The organism is Nocardia sp. NPDC003345 (assembly GCF_053589395.1).
Genome location: NZ_JBSFRU010000034.1, coordinates 12,047 through 31,418 on the forward strand (window position 1 = coordinate 12,047; position 19,372 = coordinate 31,418).

At 70.2% G+C, this 19,372-nt stretch carries 19 protein-coding genes; 8 read left to right on the forward strand and 11 right to left on the reverse strand.

The genetic code is table 11. The features are described 5' to 3' along the window. Positions 1-75 precede the first annotated feature (75 nt). Together ACWDU1_RS06710 and ACWDU1_RS06715 are read right to left on the reverse strand one after the other, a co-directional pair. Complete coding sequence (locus tag ACWDU1_RS06710) at positions 76-279, reverse strand: cold-shock protein (RefSeq protein WP_039825274.1); 204 nt, start codon at positions 277-279, stop codon at positions 76-78. A gap of 372 nt (positions 280-651) precedes the next feature. After that, entirely contained in the window at positions 652-1,161 is a 510-nt protein-coding gene (locus ACWDU1_RS06715) for a MarR family winged helix-turn-helix transcriptional regulator (RefSeq protein WP_449996305.1), read from the reverse strand. Between the two features lie 123 nt (positions 1,162-1,284). Here ACWDU1_RS06715 and ACWDU1_RS06720 point away from each other — a divergent pair, with 123 nt between their 5' ends. Further along, positions 1,285-1,710 (forward strand): Rid family hydrolase, encoded by a 426-nt coding sequence (locus ACWDU1_RS06720; protein WP_449996306.1) that lies wholly within the window; start codon positions 1,285-1,287, stop codon positions 1,708-1,710. Between the two features lie 59 nt (positions 1,711-1,769). Here the strand turns inward: ACWDU1_RS06720 and ACWDU1_RS06725 are convergent, their stop codons facing one another. The 3 genes from ACWDU1_RS06725 to ACWDU1_RS06735 form a co-directional block, all read right to left on the reverse strand. After that, positions 1,770-2,837 carry a serine hydrolase domain-containing protein gene (locus ACWDU1_RS06725; protein ID WP_449996307.1) on the reverse strand — a complete coding sequence of 356 codons (1,068 nt, stop codon included), beginning with the start codon at positions 2,835-2,837 and terminating at the stop codon, positions 1,770-1,772. Positions 2,838-2,985: 148 nt separating this feature from the next. Further along, positions 2,986-3,513, reverse strand: coding sequence for a DinB family protein (locus tag ACWDU1_RS06730; RefSeq protein ID WP_449996322.1), 528 nt, complete (start codon positions 3,511-3,513; stop codon positions 2,986-2,988). A 132-nt stretch (positions 3,514-3,645) separates the two neighbouring features. Next, on the reverse strand, positions 3,646-4,500 hold the full coding sequence (locus ACWDU1_RS06735; protein ID WP_449996308.1) for a Bax inhibitor-1/YccA family protein: 855 nt from the start codon (positions 4,498-4,500) through the stop codon (positions 3,646-3,648). A 319-nt stretch (positions 4,501-4,819) separates the two neighbouring features. On the opposite strand from ACWDU1_RS06735, the gene ACWDU1_RS06740 reads away from it, so the two are divergent. Both ACWDU1_RS06740 and ACWDU1_RS06745 read left to right on the forward strand, forming a co-directional pair. Further along, positions 4,820-6,010, forward strand: a complete 1,191-nt coding sequence (locus ACWDU1_RS06740) for a hypothetical protein (RefSeq protein WP_449996309.1) — start codon at positions 4,820-4,822, stop codon at positions 6,008-6,010. A gap of 34 nt (positions 6,011-6,044) precedes the next feature. Next, complete coding sequence (locus ACWDU1_RS06745) at positions 6,045-6,506, forward strand: MarR family winged helix-turn-helix transcriptional regulator (RefSeq protein ID WP_449996310.1); 462 nt, start codon at positions 6,045-6,047, stop codon at positions 6,504-6,506. A 9-nt stretch (positions 6,507-6,515) separates the two neighbouring features. Here the strand turns inward: ACWDU1_RS06745 and ACWDU1_RS06750 are convergent, their stop codons facing one another. Next, on the reverse strand, positions 6,516-7,640 hold the full coding sequence (locus ACWDU1_RS06750) for a protein kinase domain-containing protein (RefSeq protein WP_449996311.1): 1,125 nt from the start codon (positions 7,638-7,640) through the stop codon (positions 6,516-6,518). A gap of 154 nt (positions 7,641-7,794) precedes the next feature. On the opposite strand from ACWDU1_RS06750, the gene ACWDU1_RS06755 reads away from it, so the two are divergent. Next, positions 7,795-8,673, forward strand: a complete 879-nt coding sequence (locus tag ACWDU1_RS06755) for a hypothetical protein (protein WP_449996312.1) — start codon at positions 7,795-7,797, stop codon at positions 8,671-8,673. After that, a complete protein-coding gene (locus tag ACWDU1_RS06760; RefSeq protein ID WP_449996313.1) occupies positions 8,663-10,231 on the forward strand; it encodes a DNA polymerase Y family protein in 1,569 nt (522 codons plus the stop codon). Before ACWDU1_RS06755 ends, ACWDU1_RS06760 begins: the two co-directional genes overlap by 11 nt. Before the next feature lie 15 nt (positions 10,232-10,246). Here the strand turns inward: ACWDU1_RS06760 and ACWDU1_RS06765 are convergent, their stop codons facing one another. Together ACWDU1_RS06765 and ACWDU1_RS06770 are read right to left on the reverse strand one after the other, a co-directional pair. Beyond that, positions 10,247-10,777 carry a hypothetical protein gene (locus ACWDU1_RS06765; protein ID WP_449996314.1) on the reverse strand — a complete coding sequence of 177 codons (531 nt, stop codon included), beginning with the start codon at positions 10,775-10,777 and terminating at the stop codon, positions 10,247-10,249. Between the two features lie 147 nt (positions 10,778-10,924). Continuing rightward, positions 10,925-11,536 (reverse strand): AMIN-like domain-containing (lipo)protein, encoded by a 612-nt coding sequence (locus ACWDU1_RS06770; protein WP_449996315.1) that lies wholly within the window; start codon positions 11,534-11,536, stop codon positions 10,925-10,927. 166 nt (positions 11,537-11,702) lie between these two features. Here ACWDU1_RS06770 and ACWDU1_RS06775 point away from each other — a divergent pair, with 166 nt between their 5' ends. Further along, positions 11,703-12,854, forward strand: coding sequence for a class I SAM-dependent methyltransferase (locus tag ACWDU1_RS06775; protein WP_449996316.1), 1,152 nt, complete (start codon positions 11,703-11,705; stop codon positions 12,852-12,854). An 11-nt stretch (positions 12,855-12,865) separates the two neighbouring features. Here the strand turns inward: ACWDU1_RS06775 and ACWDU1_RS06780 are convergent, their stop codons facing one another. Both ACWDU1_RS06780 and ACWDU1_RS06785 read right to left on the reverse strand, forming a co-directional pair. Further along, positions 12,866-13,501: a response regulator gene (locus tag ACWDU1_RS06780; protein ID WP_449996317.1), complete on the reverse strand. Its 636-nt coding sequence runs from the start codon at positions 13,499-13,501 to the stop codon at positions 12,866-12,868. A gap of 448 nt (positions 13,502-13,949) precedes the next feature. Then, positions 13,950-15,350, reverse strand: coding sequence for an ATP-binding protein (locus ACWDU1_RS06785; protein ID WP_449996318.1), 1,401 nt, complete (start codon positions 15,348-15,350; stop codon positions 13,950-13,952). 158 nt (positions 15,351-15,508) lie between these two features. Between ACWDU1_RS06785 and ACWDU1_RS06790 the strand changes: the two genes are divergently transcribed. Both ACWDU1_RS06790 and ACWDU1_RS06795 read left to right on the forward strand, forming a co-directional pair. After that, positions 15,509-17,038, forward strand: coding sequence for a PspC domain-containing protein (locus ACWDU1_RS06790; protein WP_449996319.1), 1,530 nt, complete (start codon positions 15,509-15,511; stop codon positions 17,036-17,038). After that, positions 17,031-17,282 carry a hypothetical protein gene (locus tag ACWDU1_RS06795; RefSeq protein WP_449996320.1) on the forward strand — a complete coding sequence of 84 codons (252 nt, stop codon included), beginning with the start codon at positions 17,031-17,033 and terminating at the stop codon, positions 17,280-17,282. The genes ACWDU1_RS06790 and ACWDU1_RS06795 overlap by 8 nt, the downstream gene beginning before the upstream one ends. A gap of 60 nt (positions 17,283-17,342) precedes the next feature. On the opposite strand, the gene guaA is transcribed toward ACWDU1_RS06795, so the two are convergent. Beyond that, positions 17,343-18,914 (reverse strand): glutamine-hydrolyzing GMP synthase, encoded by a 1,572-nt coding sequence (gene guaA / locus ACWDU1_RS06800; RefSeq protein WP_449996321.1) that lies wholly within the window; start codon positions 18,912-18,914, stop codon positions 17,343-17,345. Positions 18,915-19,372 lie beyond the last annotated feature (458 nt).

The following is a 19,372-nucleotide window of genomic DNA, read 5'->3' on the forward strand; positions in this document are numbered from 1 at the left end:
TGGACCGGCCGTCCGCACTGCGCCCGGAAAGCAAGAAACCCGCGCCGTAGCGCGGGTTTCCGTATCGACCGACTCCTAGATGGCGCGGACGCTCTGAGCCTGCGGGCCCTTCTGGCCCTGCTCGATCTCGAACTCTACGCGCTGCCCCTCGTCGAGGGATTTGAAGCCGGAGCCGGAAATCGCGGAGTAGTGGACGAAAACATCAGGACCGCCACCGTCTTGCGCGATGAACCCGAAGCCCTTTTCGCCGTTGAACCACTTCACACTGCCTTGCGACATACTTTTCTTTAACTTCCTGTTGCGAGCCGAGCGATCACATCAACAACCCGTGCCCATCACCCAGCATGTCACAGACCGGCCGCTACTCCCCAGAATGGTGAGGTACCGCACGCCCGGCACCGACGAGAATGGGCGTCGGCACGGGCCCAGCACATCGCGCCGAACCCGCAATGCCGCCATCCGGTGCCCGGCGGGCCCACCCCGGGTCGGACCAGTTGCGCCGGAACAATCACACCGGTTGGGCTGTTCGGGAACATTTCGAGGCGCACAATCCAACTGAAGTGGCACTTCAGTTAGATTCTTTGCCGATTTCGGCGGCGAAATACAACTGATCGAGGCATGGTGATGACCCGATCGGAGCGGGGGCGGCCGTCAGCCGAAGTCGTCGGGGACGATGTGGAGTTTGTCGGCGATGCGGGCGAGCGCCTTCTGGTCGGTGATGTTGAGCGGGTCGAGGACGAGGCGGCGGACGGCCTGCAGGTGCGTGGGCGCCGCCTGGTGCACGAGGTCGAAGCCGGTGTCGGTGAGTTCGGCGAGGGTGTAGCGGCCGTCGGCCGGGTCGGGGGTGCGCACGATCCAGCCGCGTTGTTCACAGCGTTTGACCACATTGGACAGGCGGGACAGCGATCCGCTGGCAAGGAAGGCCAGTTGGCCCATCCGGAGCGTGCGCCGCGGGGCTTCGGAGAGATGACTGAGCACGAGGTACTCGAACAGGGTGAGACCGTGTTCCTGCCGCAGCGGCGACTCCAGCTTGCCGGGCAGCAGCAGGATCAGCGAGATCAGCCCGGTCCACGCCGCCTTCTCCTGCTCGTCGAGCCAGCGGAGTTCCTCGTGGTCCACTTGCTCGCCGACGTGGCCCGTCCGCCTTTCCGTGCTGCTCATGCCTGTTCCCGCTCTCCGGCGAAGCCCGTTATTACTTTTCGCTTGAAATAATATCGGACCGCCATGAGTTCACATGTGAAGTCATGCAACGGGGAACGCCCCCAGGACAGGAATGGGAACATCATGAGCACCGTCACCTTCGGCGTCGTTCCGGGCTACGGCGAGAAACTGCACGAGGCATACGGGTACAGCGGGGCCGTTCGCGTCGGCGACCGGGTCGAAACCTCCGGCCAGGCCGGGGTGGATGACGATCTGGCCATCCCCGACGCCCTGGAGGACGAGATCATCCGGGCTTTCGACAATGTGGAGCGCACACTGGCCACGGTCGGCGCGACCTGGAAGGACGTCATCCACGTCAACTCGTATCACAAGGTCGCACCGGGCGACGACGCCATCGGCGACGACCACAACCGGGTCATGGCCGAGCAGTTCCGCCGGCGCCTGGGCGGTCGCGCACCGATCTGGACCGAAACCGGCGTCACGGTCCTCGGCCTCGCCGCCATGCGCGTGGAGATCCGCGTCACCGCCATCGTCGGCTCCGGGAACTGAAACGTCGCCTCCGGCGCACGAACCGTAGTGCGCCGGAGGCGGGCCGGTCGCCCATCTGATCACATGCCGCAGAAGGTGTGGTCGAGGAAGGCGTCCACGGCCTCATCGGGATCACCGGTGAAAGCGGGACCCAGCGCGATCGTGGTCTGCCGGTCCAGGTCCTCGCTGCTGAAAGACCAGGCAGCGGAGGCCAGAGCGTCACCGTCGTTGCCGAATACGCGTATCCCGCACGATGTGGTGCGCATCCGGAGACCGAGTCCGTAGGTGGAGCCCTCGACGCCCGGAGTCCGCATGTCGTCGAGGAGCCGAGCGGGGACCATCCGGCCGCCGAGTAGGGCGTCGAAGAAGCGGTTGAGGTCCGCGGTGGTCGAGATCATTTCGCCGCCGGCACCGAATACCGTCGGGTTCATCTCGGTGAAATCGGCGAGGCCCTGTGCCGCGGGCACATACCCGCGCGGGTGGGGTTCCGGAATCGAGACCGCCGGACCCGGCACGGAAGTGCCCGGCAGGGACAGCGGCCGGATGATCCGGTCGTAGATCTCGGTCGCGTAGGCGCGGGCGGTGATGCGTTCGATGAGCATTCCCAGCAGCGCGTAGCCGGTGTTCGAGTATCCATAGGCCGAACCCGGCGGGAAATCCGGCGGATGAGTGAACGCGCGCCCTAGCAATTCGCCGGGTGACCAGGTCCGCCACCGGTTCTCGAAGAACCCCGGACGGGGCGGGAACGGCAGCGTCTCCACATAGTCGTACAGCCCGCTGGTGTTGGCGAGCAACTGCCGGACGGTGATGAGTGGAGCGCCCGGCACGACCCCGGGCAACCAGCGCTCCACCGGATCGTCCAGACCGATCCTTGCCTCGGAGACGAGCTGCAGCACGACAACGGAGACGAACGTCTTGGTGATACTGCCGATACGGAAATGCCCATCGACCGGCACCGGCAGCGATGCACCGAGCTCGGCGACACCACTGCCCCCGCGCCACACACCGTCCTCGTTCACCACCTCCGCTATCGCCCACACCGCGGTATCGGATCGGAGCTGCGTCAGCAGGGTCTGCAACCGTTCGGTGCCCGGCGGCGAGGCGACGGCCGCGCAGGCCGTCAGCGATACCGCGCATACGGCGACCACCGCCCACCACCTCCCCCGGAACCGTGTCCCCGGTGCGTGAACAACAGTGCGTCGGCCCATACCCAGCATGATCGGGGCCGGTATCCGGAAGCGTCCTCACCCTGGAGAGTGAGATTCGGCGGGCAATGCCGTCCCCCGATACGACGAGTTATCCGGAGGAACGGAGACCGGCTCGATAGAGGTCGCGCAGCAATGCGATCTCCGCACCGTGGTGCAGTAGTTCCCGGTGCGTGTGCAGCACGATTCCCGCGGTGGACCAGTCGGCGAGCATGCCGCCGGGCGGTCCCGCCGGTTCGGCCAGCCCGGTGGTACCCAGACCGGCGACGCCGTCGATCCACGCACGGTAGGCGGTGTCGAGTTGCTCCAGCGCCGCGGCCGCTGTTCCGGCGTAGCGGAACGAGGCGAAATCGACGGGTGGATGGCCGAACCGTTCCAGGCCCGCCTCCAGCAGGACGATCACATGGCCGAGCCGCCACGCGATAGTGGTCACCGGGGCGGGGTCGGGCGGCGGTATCGCGAAGTCACAGCTGAATCGACCGTCCGCGGGACGAATCGTCCACATATCTGGCACCGGCTCCCAGAAGTACTCCTCGTCGGTGAGCCCATCGAGCCGGGTGCGGAGCTGTCTCGACCAATGCATTTCCAGCTGGCCTCGTATTTCGGCATTCCAGTCCAGATCCATGGCGTACACCCTGTGCGTTACGCCCGCCGCGGACAACCGGTTTTCGCGGTCCGGCGAACAGTGCCGGAAATACGAAGACGGCCCCCGCCGGAGCGGGGACCGTCTTTCGGATTGTCGCGGCTGCCACTAGTCGCTCTGGAAGTAGCTGAGCAGGCGCAGGATCTCGACGTAGAGCCAGACCAGGGTGACCGTGAGGCCCAGCGCCACACCCCAGGCCGCCTTCGGCGGGGCCTGGGCGCGGATGAGCTGATCGGCGGCGTCGAAGTCCAGCAGGAAGCTGAACGCGGCGATGGCGATGACCACCAGGCTGAAGATGATCGCGATCGGGCCGCCGTCGCGCAGGCCGAAGCCGCCGTCGGTGAAGAAGCTCGCGATCAGGTTGCCCACGACCAGGACCAGGATGCCGATCATGGCGCCGATGAGCATTCGGGTGAACCGCGGGGTGACCCGGATGGCGCCGGTCTTGTAGACGACCAGCATGCCCGCGAACACACCGAAGGTGCCGAGGACGGCCTGGCCGATCATGCCCGCGCCGCCCGCGCCACCGAAGCTGATATCGGTGAACATGAACGACAGGGCGCCGACGAAGACACCTTCGGCGACCGCGTAGGAGAGGACGAGAGCCGGGTTGTCGGCCTTGTTGCCGAAGGTGGCGACCAGGACGAGAACCAGGCCGATGAGGCCACCGCCGATGACGAACAGCGGAGCCAGCCCGTTGTTGGCGCTGGTCAGGATGTAGGTGACCAGCGCGGAGAGGGCGAGGACGCCGAGCGTGATACCGGTTTTGGTGACCACGTCGTCGATGGTCAGCGACCGGGTCGGCGCCTGCGGGTAGGGCTGCTGCTGATACTGCGGGGGGTACTGCTGGTTGCCGTACTGGTAACCCAGCTGACCCGCGCCGGCGGCGGCGGAGCCGAAGCTCGCGTAGCCGGTTTCCTGCTTCGGCAGATTCTTGAATACCGGATTGCTTGTGGCGCGCACCGCAAATCCCTTTCTCGGAGTTCGTTGGCCATACCGGAGCACGACCGTCGGCTCGAGCTGTTACTCGATATCCAACTGCCCATCCAACGATCACCACCCCCGGCGGAGTTCCCGGGTGGGTCGACAAGACAGACAAACCGGACCTTACCGCCGGTCGGGCCGGTATGAGTCACGGACCGGTGGATGACATGCGCCCGGATTGCCGGGCACGACCTGGGGGGATACAGATTTTCGCTGATCAGAGGGTGTCGCATCCAATTAAGCAAGGGCCTTGCCTATAATCGTGGCGCCCCACCACACCACACCGAATCGAGGCGACATGGTTTTCGGAGATCTCCGGCGCCGGCGCGGCGCGAGAGCCCTCACGCTCGCGCTGGCCGCCGGTTGCGCGGCCGCCCTCCCCGCACTGAACACCTCCGCGCCCGCCACCGCCGCTCCCCCGGAGATCACCTGCGGCTGGAGCCCGCGCATCAACGCCGATACCTTCAACGTCGCCTTCCCGGACACCTTCGCGAACTATTGGATGACGCTGGTCCCCGCCGCGCCCGGGGCGAGCGTCACGCTGCGCGGTGAATTCCCGCACGCGCGCTATATGTCGTTCGTCTCCTACTCGGGCCTCGGTGATGCCACGGGCGTACTCACCGATACCTCGATCACCCCCGACCCCGGTTCGGTGAACCCGTTCCCGGCGGGAGCCGAGCGGCAGGCGGAGAACCGTTCCTACACGGTGCGGGTCGTGGCCGGTGAACGGCCCGCGGACCCCGAACCCAATACTCTCTACGCCCGCCCCGAGGGCGGGGTGATCCCGGTTCTGTACCGGGTCTACCGGCCGGACGCCGGACGAGACGCCATGGGCGGTACCGGCCTGCCGCGCACCACGGTCCGGACCGCCGGCGGCGGATCATACGACCTCGCGGACTGCGGGACGAGCACCAGCGCCTTCGATCCCCACGGGGTGTTCGCGCAGGGTCGCGCCCGGCTCGGCGGGCGGGCCACTCCGCCGCCGCACGCGCCCCAGTGGGCGGGACGCGAGGGCGGCGGCCTGTTCCCGAATCCGGATAACAAATACCTGGCGACCCTGGTGGACACCGGCCGTACCGCCGTGATTCGCGGCCGGTTGCCCGAAACCCCGGACACCTACCCGGACTCGGCCCGGATGGATCCGGCCCAGCTGCGGTACTGGTCGATATGCAGTGGTGACGGCCCGTCCACCGGCACTCTCGGCTGCCTCGTGGACGACGAACTCCCGGTCGACGCGAACGGCGAGTACACGATCGTGGTCTCGGCCCCGGAGCACCGGCCGGACCCGGCATGCGGCGCGGCCTGGCTCCCCGCGAATACCGGCGAGACGCTGCTGATCATGCGGAATATGCTGCCCGCCGGAGATTTCCCCCATTCGGTGCAGAACGCGGACCCGGAGAATCCGGAGCCGGTGATGGGTCCGTATTACCCGCGGGTCACCTACTCCGACGACGCGGATCCGGAAGGAGCCTGCCCGGGCGCCCGGTGAGGCCGCCTGCCGGACTCCGCGAGAATCGGTCACCATGACCGAGTCTCCCGCCGTGGCGTCCGCGCCGTCCGTACTGCTGTACCGGCTGACCCGCGCCACCAGCGTGCGGCTGGGCGCGGCGTTCGCCGCCGCCGGAATGCCCGATCTGCATCCGCGGCACGCCCTGCAGCTCTTCCCGCCGCTGCTCGCGGGCGGGCAGCGGGTCTCCGAACTGGCGCCGCGGATCGGGGTCACCCGGCAGGCGACCGCGCAGGTGGTCGGGACGCTGGAGCGCGGCGGATATCTCGTCCGCGTCGCCGATCCGGCCGATCGCCGGGCGAAGCTGGTCTGCCTGACCGATCGCGGCCGGACGGCGTTCGGGGTGCTGCGCGACAGCATGGCCGCCGTGGAACAGGACTGGGCGCGCGCCCTGGGGCCGGACCGGTTGGCGGAATTCCGGGAGATGCTCGCGCTGCTACTCGACGAATCGGGCGGCGGTGGGCCGCTACCCGGCTGAACTCGCGGGCTACATCACCATCACGAGGATGACGACAATGATGAGCAGGCCGATCAGCAGGCCGATGGTGACGGCCACGGTCGGGCTGGGCGGTGCGGACGGTTTGCGGCCGGCCGGAGGCGCGACCGCGGTCGCGACGGGCTGCTGCGGCCGGGCCCGCCGGGGCAGCGGCCCGGACCGGGGGCTACGCAGACCGGCGGCGGAGTTGCGGGCCGCCCAGGCCGGAATCGTGCCGTCCTCGGTGCGCACCGGGGCGCCGAGGATATTGTCGGCCGCGCCGGGGCCGAAAGCGGCGGCGAGGATTTCGTCGCGCGCCTGCGCCATCGTCGGGCGACGCTGCGGGGCGGGCTCCATCATATGCAGCAGCGCGCGGGTGAGCACCCCGCTGCGGGCAGGCGGAATGATCTGCGCCATGGCGGCCCGCTCCACGACGGCGTCGGTGTTGTCGTCCATCCCGAACGGCGGCTGGCCTTCGATGGCGGTGTACAGGGTGGCGCCGAGGGAGAACACGTCGCTGGCCGCGGTCGGCCGGGCGCCGCGGGCCACCTCGGGCGGGAGATAGGCCGGGGTGCCGGTGATCATGCCGTCCGGCTCGTCGGAGGCCTCGTTGACGCTGCGGGAGATACCGAAGTCGCTCAGTTTCGCCATCCCGACACCCGGGCCGCGATCGGCCACGAGGATATTGCCCGGTTTGATATCGCGATGCACGATGCCGACGTGATGGGCGGCGGCCAGGGCGTCGGCCACCTGCGCGCCGATCTGGGCGACCTCGATGACGGGCAGGGTGTTCACCAGGCCGAGCGCCCGGGCCACACTGCGTGAGGGTAGATGCTCGATCACCAGCCAGGGCTCGCCCGCCTCGAGCACCACGTCGTAGACCGCGATGGCGTGTTCGTGGGACAGCTTCGCGGCGACCCGGCCCTCGTGCACGATCTGGTCCCGGACCCGCCTGGCCTCGGCTTCGTCCAGCCCGGCCGTGGACAGCACCTGTTTGATGGCGACATCGCGGTCCAGCAACCTGTCCTTGGCGAGCCATACCGCTCCCATACCGCCACCGCCGAGCTTCGACTGCAGGCGGTATCGGCCGGCCACCAGATAATCCGGGCCGACGATGGGACGGGGGCGTTCGATCATGGCTGTGAGACTAGCCGAATTCGGTGGTAGCTGGCCGGATTCGGAGCGGGACCGCACGTCACGCGACCACATTCACGACACTCGGTCGTAGTTGGGCCCGATGGGCTTCCGGGGGCGGGTTTCCACGGCTAGGGTATCGAATGTATGTTCGATAATGGAAGTAGCTGGGGCGGTGCTGACCACTTCGGTGCGCCGGTCCGGCCATCCGGCGCCGGCATGGAAGTGGGTGATAACTGTGGCGGCACGACCACCGAAGGCCAGCGGCGCACGACTGCGTGAACTGGCCGAACTGCGCCGGGCGCGGGCGGCGGGCGGCGCCGGATGCGCCCGCCCGCCGGTGGCTCCGGCCCGGCCGGGCCATCCGGCCGCCGCCCCGGTCGCACCGGCCTCGTCGGTCCGGCGCGAAATACTGCCCGTACCCGCCGCCCTCGCTCCCCTACTTCCCGACCAGGGCCTGGTCAAAGGCACGGTGGTGGCCTACACCGGTGCCGGGGCGCTGCTGGCCGGCCTGCTCGCCGCGGTCACCGGGCCGGGCGGGCACGCGGCCGCGGTGGGCCTGCCCCGGCTCGGTCTGCTCGCCGCCGCCGAGATGGGCGCGCGGCTGGACCGCCTCGCCGTGGTCGCCGACGCCGGCCACGATCCGGCGGAGGTGGCCGCGGTGTTGCTCGACGGAATGGAACTGGTGGTGCTCGGACTCGGCGGCGCCTCGATACCGCCCTCCCGGGCCCGGGTGCTGGCCGCGCGGGCCCGGGGCAAAGGTGCCACCCTGCTCGTCACCGAGGGCTCCTGGCCCGCCCCGGACCTGCGGCTGGAAAGCCGGGTCGCCGGCTACACCGGGCTCGGAGCGGGCAGCGGGCGGATCCGTTCGATCAGCCTCGATATCGAGGTCCGCACCGGCGCCGGCGCCCCGAGCCGCGGCCGGCTGGCCGCCCGGCCGCTGGGCGGCCGGGTGGAATGGATCGCGCTCGCCGATACCGCCGGTGTGCCGGAACTACCGGGGACAGCGGGACAGGAGCGGTCGGTTGCCTCCTGATCGGTCCTCGTCGCGCCGTGTCCTGGTGGTGTGGTGCCCGGACTGGCCCGCGGTCGCGGCGGCGGCCGGAGCCGGGCTCCCGGCGGACCGGCCGGTCGCGGTATTGCACGCGAACCGGGTGGTCACCTGCTCGGCCACCGCCCGGGACTCCGGGGTGCGGCGCGGGATGCGCAAACGCGAAGCGCAGGGCCGCTGCCCGGAACTGTTCGTCGCACCCCCCGACGAGGACCGCGACGCCCGGCTGTTCGAGCCGGTGGCCGCGGCGATCGACGAGGTCGCTTCCGGGGTGGAGGTACTGCGCCCCGGACTGCTCGCACTCGCCGCGCGGGGCGTGATCCGGTATCTCGGATCCGCGGAGGCGGCGGCCCGGCGCCTGTCGGCCGCGACGGCCGCCGCCGGAGTGGAGGCGCGGATCGGCATCGCCGACGAACTGCCGACCGCGATCATCGCCGCCCGGCACGGCGCGATCGTGCCGCCGGGCGGCGACGCCCGCTTCCTGGCGCCGCTGCCGATCGGTGAACTGGCCGCCGAACCCGGCCCCGCGGAGCGGGAGCGGGCCGCCCTGCTGGACCTGCTGCACCGGCTCGGACTGCGCCGGATCGGCGATTTCGCGGCGCTGACCGCCGCGCAGGTCGCCTCCCGGTTCGGCAAAGACGCGATACTCGCCCATCGGCACGCGCGCGGGTTGCCGGAACGTCCCCCCGCGCCCCGGCGACTCCCCCCGGACCTGGAGGTCCGGTTGCCCTGTGATCCGCCGATCGACCGGGTCGACGCCGCCGCCTTCGCCGGACGGCTGCTGGCCACCCGGCTCACCGCGGCGCTGGCGGCGGCCACCGCGGCCTGCACCCGGCTCGAGATCCGCGCCGAGACCGAAACCGGCGAACAGCTGGCCCGGGTGTGGCGGTGCGCCGAACCGCTGACCGCCGACGGAGTGGCCGACCGGGTGCGCTGGCAGCTCGACGGCTGGCTCACCCGCCCCACCGGCCGGCCCACCGCGCCGGTCGTCCTGCTGCACCTGGTCCCGGTGGAGGTGGTGCCCGCCGCCGCCCTGCAGCTGGGGCTGTGGGGCGATACCGGTACGGGCGACGAACGCGCCCTACGCGCGCTGGTCCGGGTGCAGGGCCTGCTCGGTGGCGACGCGGTGCAGGTCGGAGTGCTCAGCGGCGGCCGCGGGCCCGCCGAACGGGTCACCATGGTCACCTTCGGTGACGAACCCGCCCCCGAGGCCGATCCGGATCCGCCCTGGCCCGGGCGGATCCCCGAACCGGCGCCCGCGGTGATCATGCTCAACCGCCCGCCGGTGACCCTGGAGGCCGCGGACGGCACACCCGTCCGGGTCACCGCCCGTGGGCTGTTCAGCGCACCGCCCGCCCGGTTGCGCTGGGGCCGGTCCAGCTGGCGGCTCACCGCCTGGGCCGGGCCCTGGCCGCTCGACGAACTGTGGTGGTCGCCGGGGACCGCGCCCGCCGCCCGCGCACAGGTGGAGCTGCCCGGCCCGCACAGCCTGCTGCTGCTGGTCCGGGACGACCGGTGGTGCGTGGAAGGACTCTACGAATGAGCGGGCTCGGCCCGGTCAGTAACCGTCGCAGGAGTCGAAGGCCGCGTCCTTGTCCGCGTTGAAGGTGTCGATCTGGCCGTTGACCTCGTCGACAGAGGCGTTGCGTTCCAGCAGATCCGCCAGCGAGCGCAGATTGTCGCGGTAGGTGCGCATCGGGGTGGACACATCGTTGGGGACGTCGGGATTCAGCTCCCCGTCGATCGTGTCGGCGGTATTGCGCAGCGCGGTCACCGCCGCCTGCTTCTTGGGTTCGAGATCCGGCGCCTTGTTGTCGCTGGCGTCGATATAGGCGTTGAAGGCGTCCACCGCGGGATTGTTGTTGTCCCGGAGAGCGTCACAGACAGCGGTGGCGGCCGCGGCCGCCGCGGCGGCGCGCGACGAGGAAGCGGCGGCCGACGAGGATTTGACCTCCGAGGTGTAGAGCTGCAGCTCGGAGGTGTTCACCTCCGCGGTGCCGGTCACGGTATTCGAGCAGGCCGCCAGGAAGCCACCGGCGACCAGCGCGGTCAGCGCGGCGGCGAGACCGGCTCGTTCGAATCGTCGCATCGCTCTGCAACTCCCCTCGGATGCCCACGAACCCCGTATTTTCGCCCCGGCGCGCCGGACATCTGAGCCGCCGATGCTGACAACCGTACTGGGTCGGATCCGATTTCGGCCCGCCAGCCTCCGATTGATGATCAACCGAGATCCGCGCTACCCGGTCGCGACGTCGATGACCAGGCGATTCGGCATCGTCTGCGTGACCACGGTGAAGCCCGGCTCGTCACCGGAGACCCCCACGAACGACTGGGTGACCCCCTCGAAAACCGTGGTCCGGTAGACCCCCGCGATACCCGGAACCGCGGGATCGGTGGCCGGGTCCGGCCCCGCATAGGGCGCGACCCCGGTATCGAACGGGTACCCCGACCCGGTGATCCGCACCTCCAGCACGGAATCACCCGCCACCTCGAGTTCGCGGCCGCTGCCGTCCTGGACAGCCCGGCCGGTGTACCACACGCTGAAACCCGGGGTCCCCCGCCCGTCCACGTAGTACTCCACCCGGTCGAACCCCGGATGACGGCTGAGCCGGACATCGGTGACCGTCAGTTTGGCGCCCGGCGAGGCCTCGGCCTGTTTGGGCACCGTATCGTCCGGCGCCGGGGCCGGTTGTCCGGGCAGCGGCGGCAAACCCGGGATATCCGCCTGCGAGCCGGGCAGGGCCGGCGCCGCCTCCGGGGAGCTAACCGGTGGTGTGGACCCGGAGTCGGCACACCCCGCGAGACACCCCAGCATCACGGCCACCACCAGAACACGCCCGGTACGCATGAGCCCGATGCTAACCGCAGTGCCCACTGTCCTGCGGTAATGCCCACTCGCACGGTGTGCCCCGGCGACCGGGCGGCCGGTTTCCGCCACCGTGAGCACCCGCGCCCCGGACGATATCCACCGGGGTGGTCCGCACCGCGCGGCAACGATCTAGCACACTTGTCCCGTGCGAGACGTGGAGGACCTACTCGAAAGGTTGCGCCGCTACCCGGATGTGGAGGCCGCCAACCTCTATGCCGCCGACGCCGCCGACCGCCTCTTACTCGATATCGCTGCCGACGCGCTGGCCGAGGCCGCGACCGGCGGGCGGGTCGTGGTGATCGGTGACGGCTACGGCGCGCTGACCCTCGGTGCGGCCACCGCCCATGATCTGCACGGTATCCGGGTGCACCAAGACCTGCTGACCGGTGAACTCGCCCTGGCCGCCAACGCCCGCGGACTCGGGCTCGCCGACCGCTATACCGCCTGCCCGCTCGACGAGAACCTGCTGACCGGCGCGACCGTGGTATTGCTGCGGTTACCGCGCGTCCTGGCCGGCCTCGCCGAGATCGCCGAGACCATCGCCCGTTACGCGCATCCGGAGGTCCAGGTCTTCGCGGGTGGCCGGGACAAGTACCTGACCAAGGCGATGAACGAGGTACTGGGCGAAACGTTTTCCGAGGTCCGCGCCAGCCGGGGCCGCCAGAAATCCCGGGCCCTGCTGGTCCGGGGCCCGAAACCGGTGGGGGCACCGCGGTTCCCGGTGCGCGAGCACATCGGCGAATTCGATATCGACGTGGTCGCCCACGGCGCGGCATTCTCCGGCGCCCGCCTGGATATCGGCACCCGGTTCCTGCTCGAACACCTGCGCGCCATGAAACCCGATGCCCGCGACGCCGTCGACCTGGGTTGCGGCACCGGCATACTGGCGGTCGCACTCGCCCGGTCCCGGCCCGGGCTCACCGTCGTCGGCACCGACCAGTCCGCGGCGGCGGTAGCGTCCGCGACCGCGACCGCCGCCGCCAACCAGGTCGCCGATCAGGTCCGGGTGGTCCGCGACGACGCCATGTCCGGCGCCGCCGACAACAGCGCCGACCTGGTCGTCTGCAATCCGCCGTTCCATGTGGGCGCGGCCGTGCATACCGGCTCGGCCATCAAGATGTTCGCCCAGACCGGCCGGGTGCTGCGCCCCGGCGGTGAACTGTGGACCGTGTACAACAACCACCTCAACCACCGCACGGTCGTCGAACGCATGGTGGGACGCACCGAGGTCATGGGCCGCAACCGGAAATTCACGGTCACCCGATCGGTGCGCGGGCTGCACGATCCCATCCGATAGGCCCGCCCGGATCAGTCGATCCGCCGCCGGTGCGCCCAGCGGGTCAGCGCGTTCCGGTTGGACTGCTGGGTCTTGCGCAACACATTCGAGGCGTGCGTCTCCACCGTCTTCACCGAGATGAACAGCTTCTCGGCGATCTCGCGATAGGTGTAGCCGCGGGCCAGCAGCCGCAGCACCTCCAGCTCCCGCGGGGTCAGCGAATCCAGCTCGGGATCCAGCGGCGGTTCCGGTACCGGAGACCGCCCGGTGAACGAATCCAGCACGAAACCCGCGAGCCGCGGGCTGAACACGGCATCGCCCCCGGCCACCCGCCGGATACCGTCGGCCAGTTCGGCACCGGAGATCGTCTTGGTGACATACCCGCGCGCACCGGCCCGGATCACCGCGATGACATCCTCTGCGGCGTCGGACACGCTCAACGCCAGACATACCGGCCCGCTGTCGATCCCGTGCAATACAGCGACGCCACCGCCATCGGGCATATGCACATCGAGCAGCACCACATCGGGTGCGGCGGCATTGATCCCGGCCACCGCCTCGGCCACGCCCCCGGCCTCCCCCACCACCTCCATATCCGCCTCCCGGCCCAGCTCGGCCCGCACACCGGACCGGAACACCGCATGATCATCGACGAGAAAAACCCGCACCCGCGCTCCTGCTGTAATTTTGGTGCCGCCTTCGGCGGCACGGGGTTGCGGCCCCTCGGGCGTCACCTTTCCGCCCTCGGGACTCGCGGCTGCGCCGCCTCGCTTCGAGGGCGGAAAGGTGACGCGGGCCGCAACCCATTGTGGGCCTCGTCGGGCTCGGCGCTGTGCGAGGTGGGGCGGAATCGGGCGATTGGGCGCTGGGATACCGCTGTGGATCGGGACAGCAGTTCGTGGGGGCCGGGGTCGCGGCGGCGGGTCGGCACCCTTCGCTTCGAGCCGACCGGGAGAGCGTGGCGGGGTGGGACCGCGGGGGTATCGCGATCGCCCCGGACCGGCGTGCTCCCGGGCGGCGTCGGCGAACAGCGACGCGAGGGTTTCGGCGGGTGCGAGCGCGTGGCCGGTGGCGTTCCAGCGCACCGGTTCGGTGACAGCGGCCCGGGCCCTGTCCTCACCGGTGTCCGGCTCGGGTACTCGCCGGGCCGGATCCCGAGGTGGGGCCGGTGACGAATTCCGGCGGGGTCACCGGGGCCGGCCGGGCCGCGGATTCGCGATCGGAATCGGCGGCCTCGGCGGTTTCCGGGCTATCGCCTTCCGAATCCCCGGAATCGTTGCGCGGCATGACGATGCGGACCTCGGTACCCCGGCCGGGAGCCGAGACGATCTCGACCGTGCCGCCGCGCCGTTCCACCCGGGCCCGGATGGAACGCGCCAGGCCGTGCCGGTCCTCGGGGACGGCGCCGGGATCGAAGCCGGTACCGCGATCGCGGACGAATACGGCGACCTGGTGTGGTTCGGCTTCGGCGAACAGATCGATATCGGTGACTCCGGCATGTTTGGCGGCATTCACCAGGGCCTCCCGGGTGGCCCCGAGCACGGCGGTGAAATGTTCCCGCGGCAGGCCGGAGCCGGACTCCGTACCGTCCATCGCGACATCGCCGACCGTCACGGGGGTGACCTTCACACCGTGCTGGTCTTCGACCTCGCCGGCGATGGTGCGCAACGCGGCGGCCAGGCTGGATTCGGCGGGGCCGGCATCGGCGAACAGCCACCGGCGCAGCTCGCGCTCCTGACTGCGGGCCAGCCGCAGCACCTCCTGTGAATCACCGGCCTGGCGCTGAATCAACGCCAGCGTCTGGAGTACCGAATCGTGGAGGTGGGAGGCGATTTCCTCGCGCTCCTCGTTGCGGATGCGGGCGGCTCGTTCGGCATTGAGCGAATGCATCAGCCGCAGACCCAGCGGCACCGTCAGCAGGCCCACTCCGATCAGCGTGGCCGCTACCGCGAGCAGCGCCGACCCCAGCGAACCCCAGTCGACCTGCGACAGCACCACCACGGTCAGCCCCGCCACCACCAGGGTGACCCCGGCGATGATGCGTGACCAGGTCACCACCGACGGTTTCGCGGGCAGGCCCACCAGCGAGCGCGGACCGTCCGCGTCGTACTCCCGCCACACCAGGGCCGCGCCGATCGCGATCACCACCAGCGGTGCGACCACCCGCGCCGCGGTACCGCTGAACACCCACGACACGGCCACCGACAACCCGAGCCCGAGCAGCGCGAGCCCGATCGCCTGCCGCCGCTCGGTGCCCGAAGGGCGGGTGTCGTCCGCACCGCCGGGGGTGAAGATCCACAGCAGCCCGTAGGCCACGATCCCGGCGCCGGCCAGCGCCGACAGCAATACGAATGCCATCCGGATCTTGAGCACATCGATACCGAGGTGGTCGGCAAGGCCGCCGGCCACCCCGCCCACGATCCGGCCGCCGGACCGACGGACCAGCGGTGTGGCGGTGCCGGGGCCCGCCCCGGCGGCGGCCCCCCGCGCGTAGAAGGCAGGTCCGAACGGGCACATACCCTCGATACTGGCACGCCCGCACCCACCGCGACCATCGGGAAACACCCTGATATGAGCGGCACCGGCGGCTATCGGCGGTGGTAGGGAACTTTTCCGGAGCAACTTCAGGGTTCCCCCCGATGTGTGCCGGGCCACCACGAGCGGACCATGGGGACATGACGAGAACGAGCTTCGGGGATCAGCTCCAGCAGATGTGGCAGACACGGCCGGCCCGGCTGCCCCGCCACGGGCCGATCGCCGGAGTCGCGGCCGGTTTCGGGCACCGCTACGGGATCGACCCGGTCCTGGTCCGGGTGGCGTTCGTCGTCTCCACCATCTTCGGCGGCGCCGGGATCGTCCTGTACCTGATCGGGTGGCTACTGTTCCCGGAACCGGGCGATCGCGCCTCGATGGCGGAATCGCTGAGCCGGCGCGGCCCGGGTTCACCCGGCCAGACGAAGACGATCGTGCTGATCGTGGCCTTGGCGATCGCGGTGAGCACCATGGGCCCGGTGGGTATCGGTCTCGGCGGGTCGGGAGTGATCTCGCTGGCGCTCATGCTGGCGGCCTGGTGGATGCTCTACATGCGGGCTCCGGTCCCGCCGCCACTGCCCGCCGGCCAGACCGCGCCCGAACCGCTCGCCGGCCCCGGCACCACCGGTTACCCCGGTGCGGTGTTCCCGCAGGGTGGCGCGGATCCGTACCCGTACGACAACAACCAATACACCCCGTACACCCGGCTCCCGGACCGCTACGTCCCGGACCGGCCCGCCGGTCCCGCCAGCGAGCCGGAGAACCTGGCCGACGACTCCCCGGGTGCCGCGACCCCGCCCGCCGGCGGTGCGAAGGTCGAGCTGAGCAAACCGGCCACGGACCGGCCGGCGGCGACGTCCGCGGGCAGTCCGGCACCCGCCCCGTCCGGTAAGGCCGCGGGACCCGAGACCGCGGGCCCCGGCCGCCCCGCCGCCGACGCCACCCCCGTCGATATGGGTAAGGCCGGCACTACCGGCCGGCCCCCCGCACCGGACGCAGTTCGCCGCACCCCGCCCTCCTGGGACCCGCTGGGTGTCGCCCCGCTGGCCTGGGATCTGCCCGAACCCACCCCCACCCGAACCATCGCGACCACCGTCGACAAACGGCCGCGTTCCCGCTTCACTCCGGTGGTCCTCGGCCTGGCAATCCTGGCGGCCGCGATCGCGGGCGCGGCGCGGATCGCCGGCGCCGAATGGATGACACCCGGGCGGATCGCGGCCGTGGCCCTGGTGGTGGTCGGGCTGGGTCTGGTGATCGGATCGTTCCGGCGGCGGGGCTACGGGCTCCTGGGCGTCACCGCACCGCTGGCGGCGTTCGTGGTGCTGGCAGCGGTGATCGGACCGGTCGATTTCGGCAACCCCACCATGGGGGACCGAACCTGGGCTCCGGCGTCGGCCGCGGAGGTCAAACCGGAATACGCGGTCACCATGGGGTCGGGCACGCTCGACCTGCGCGGTATCGAGTTGACCGGGAACCAGACCGTGGATATCGCGGTGCAGATGGGCGAGGCGGTGGTCCTGGTGCCCGAGAACATGAACGTACGCACCGAGTGCACGGTCCGGATGGGCGAGGCGACCTGCCCCGACGGGCTCACCGGCCCAGGCGGCGACGCACCGGTGCTGAATCTGAACGTCCAGGTCCGGATGGGAAACGCGGAGGTGCGTCGTGGCTGATCGGCAGACGGATCGAGACCCGGGCACACAGACCGGGCCGGGATGCGGCACTCACGGGAGCCGGGGGCGGTTCGCACCCGGACTGCTCATCGCCGGACTGCTCGCGCTCCTCGCCGGGGTCTGGGCACTGGCCGGGCCGGGCAACTGGGGCTTCGCGTCGATGATCCCGATCGGCTGGATTCTCGTGGCCGGCGCGATCGTGGCCGGCCTCGCCCTGGTGATCTCGCCCAGGAAGCGCCGCTGATACCGAGACGACGAGCAGCGATGCGGCCGGACCAACGGGTCCGGCCGCATCGCTATCCGCTCATTCCCACTCGATGGTGCCCGGCGGCTTGCTCGTCACATCCAGCACCACCCGGTTGACCTCGGCGACCTCGTTGGTGATGCGGGTCGAGATCCGTTCCAGCACGTCGTAGGGCAGCCGGGTCCAATCCGCGGTCATCGCGTCCTCGCTGGACACCGGCCGCAGAACGATCGGATGCCCGTAGGTCCGGCCGTCGCCCTGCACACCCACACTGCGCACATCCGCGAGCAGCACTACCGGGCACTGCCAGATCTGCCCGTCCAGCCCCGCCGCCGTGAGCTCCTCCCGCGCGATCGCATCCGCCTGCCGCAGGGTCCGCAGCCGATCCTCGGTCACCTCGCCGATGATCCGGATCGCCAGCCCCGGGCCCGGGAACGGCTGACGGGCCACGATCTCCTCCGGCAGCCCCAGTTCCCGGCCGACCGCGCGGACCTCGTCCTTGAACAGCAGCCGCAGCGGTTCGACCAGCTCGAATTCGAGATCATCGGGCAGACCGCCCACATTGTGGTGCGATTTGATGTTCGCGGTACCGGTACCGCCACCGGACTCCACCACATCCGGGTACAGCGTGCCCTGAACCAGGAACTCCACCGGCGGCGCGGACTCCCCGGCGGTCTGCTCGCCGACCACCTCGCCCACCGCGTCCTCGAAGGACCGGATGAACTCCCGGCCGATGATCTTGCGCTTCTCCTCGGGATCGGTGACGCCCTTCAGCTCCCCGAGGAACTTGCCCACGGCGTCGACCGTTACCAGCCGGGCTCCCGTGGCGGCCACGAAATCCCGCTGCACCTGCTCACGTTCCCCCGCCCGCAGCAACCCGTGGTCGACGAAAACGCAGGTGAGCTTATCGCCGATCGCACGCTGCACCAGCGCACCCGCGACCGCGCTGTCCACCCCGCCGGAGAGACCGCAGATCGCGTGCGCGTCCCCGATCTGCTCCCGGACCCGCTCCACCATCGCCTCGGCGATATTGGCCGGCGTCCACTCCGGCGCGATCCCGGCCATCTCATGCAGGAACCGGCTCAGCACCTGCTGCCCGTGCGGCGAATGCAGCACCTCGGGGTGGTATTGCACACCGGCCAGCCGCCGCGCGCGGTTCTCGAACGCCGCCACCGGCGCCCCCACCGTCGTACCGGTGACCTCGAAACCCTCGGGCGCATCGGTCACCGCGTCCCCGTGGCTCATCCACACCGGCTGCAACCGCGGCAGCCCCTCGTGCAGCAGACCACCGTCGATATCCAGCTCGGTCCGGCCGTATTCACGGGTACCGGTGTTGGTCACCGTGCCCCCGAGCGCCTGCGCCATCGCCTGGAACCCGTAGCAGATACCGAAAACCGGGATATCGAGTTCGAACAGGCGCGGATCCAGCGCCGGCGCACCCTCCGCGTACACACTTGCCGGGCCACCGGACAGGATCACCGCCAGCGGCTTCCGGTCCGCGATCTCCGCCACGGTGGCGGTATGCGGGACCACTTCGGAGTAGACGCTCGCCTCCCGGACCCGGCGGGCAATCAACTGCGCGTACTGCGCACCGAAGTCGACGACAAGAACGGGTCTCTGGGAGTGTGTCACCCGGATGAGTCTAGTAAGAGCGGAAACCACGCTTTGACCTGCCCACAGCGAGCGCGGACACGCCATTGCCGGAAGGGGACTCCGCTAGTTGGGGGAAGGGGGATGCTCCTGCCGAGACGAAGGCGACCTCACCCGCCAAGGTGGGGAGGGGGTATGCCATGCGAGGTCGGCAGGTGACCCACCCGCCGAGGCGGGGAGGTGGCCTTGCTCGCCAAGGCGAGGGGGTGGCCTTGCTCGCCAGGGCGGGGAGGTGACCTTGCTCGCCAAGGTGAGTAGGTGACCTTGCTCGCCAAGGTGAGTAGGTGACCTTGCTCGCCAAGGCGAGGAGGTGACCCTGCTCGCCAAGGCGAGGAGGTGACCCTGCTCGCCAAGGCGAGAAGGTGACCCTGCTCGCCAAGGCGAGAAGGTGACCCTGCTCGCCAAGGTTCTGTGTTTATTGGCGCGGCTTCGCCGCGCGG

Excerpts from the sequence above, each read along its gene's own strand:
- ACWDU1_RS06745 (WP_449996310.1), top strand. The coding sequence starts at position 6,045 with ATGACCGAGTCTCCCGCCGTGGCGTCCGCGCCGTCCGTACTGCTGTAC.
- ACWDU1_RS06720 (WP_449996306.1), top strand. The coding sequence starts at position 1,285 with ATGAGCACCGTCACCTTCGGCGTCGTTCCGGGCTACGGCGAGAAACTG.
- ACWDU1_RS06755 (WP_449996312.1), top strand. The coding sequence starts at position 7,795 with ATGGAAGTAGCTGGGGCGGTGCTGACCACTTCGGTGCGCCGGTCCGGC.
- ACWDU1_RS06770 (WP_449996315.1), bottom strand. The coding sequence starts at position 11,536 with ATGCGTACCGGGCGTGTTCTGGTGGTGGCCGTGATGCTGGGGTGTCTC.
- ACWDU1_RS06765 (WP_449996314.1), bottom strand. The coding sequence starts at position 10,777 with ATGCGACGATTCGAACGAGCCGGTCTCGCCGCCGCGCTGACCGCGCTG.
- ACWDU1_RS06785 (WP_449996318.1), bottom strand. The coding sequence starts at position 15,350 with ATGTGCCCGTTCGGACCTGCCTTCTACGCGCGGGGGGCCGCCGCCGGG.
- ACWDU1_RS06715 (WP_449996305.1), bottom strand. The coding sequence starts at position 1,161 with ATGAGCAGCACGGAAAGGCGGACGGGCCACGTCGGCGAGCAAGTGGAC.
- ACWDU1_RS06740 (WP_449996309.1), top strand. The coding sequence starts at position 4,820 with ATGGTTTTCGGAGATCTCCGGCGCCGGCGCGGCGCGAGAGCCCTCACG.
- ACWDU1_RS06750 (WP_449996311.1), bottom strand. The coding sequence starts at position 7,640 with ATGATCGAACGCCCCCGTCCCATCGTCGGCCCGGATTATCTGGTGGCC.
- ACWDU1_RS06710 (WP_039825274.1), bottom strand. The coding sequence starts at position 279 with ATGTCGCAAGGCAGTGTGAAGTGGTTCAACGGCGAAAAGGGCTTCGGG.
- ACWDU1_RS06790 (WP_449996319.1), top strand. The coding sequence starts at position 15,509 with ATGACGAGAACGAGCTTCGGGGATCAGCTCCAGCAGATGTGGCAGACA.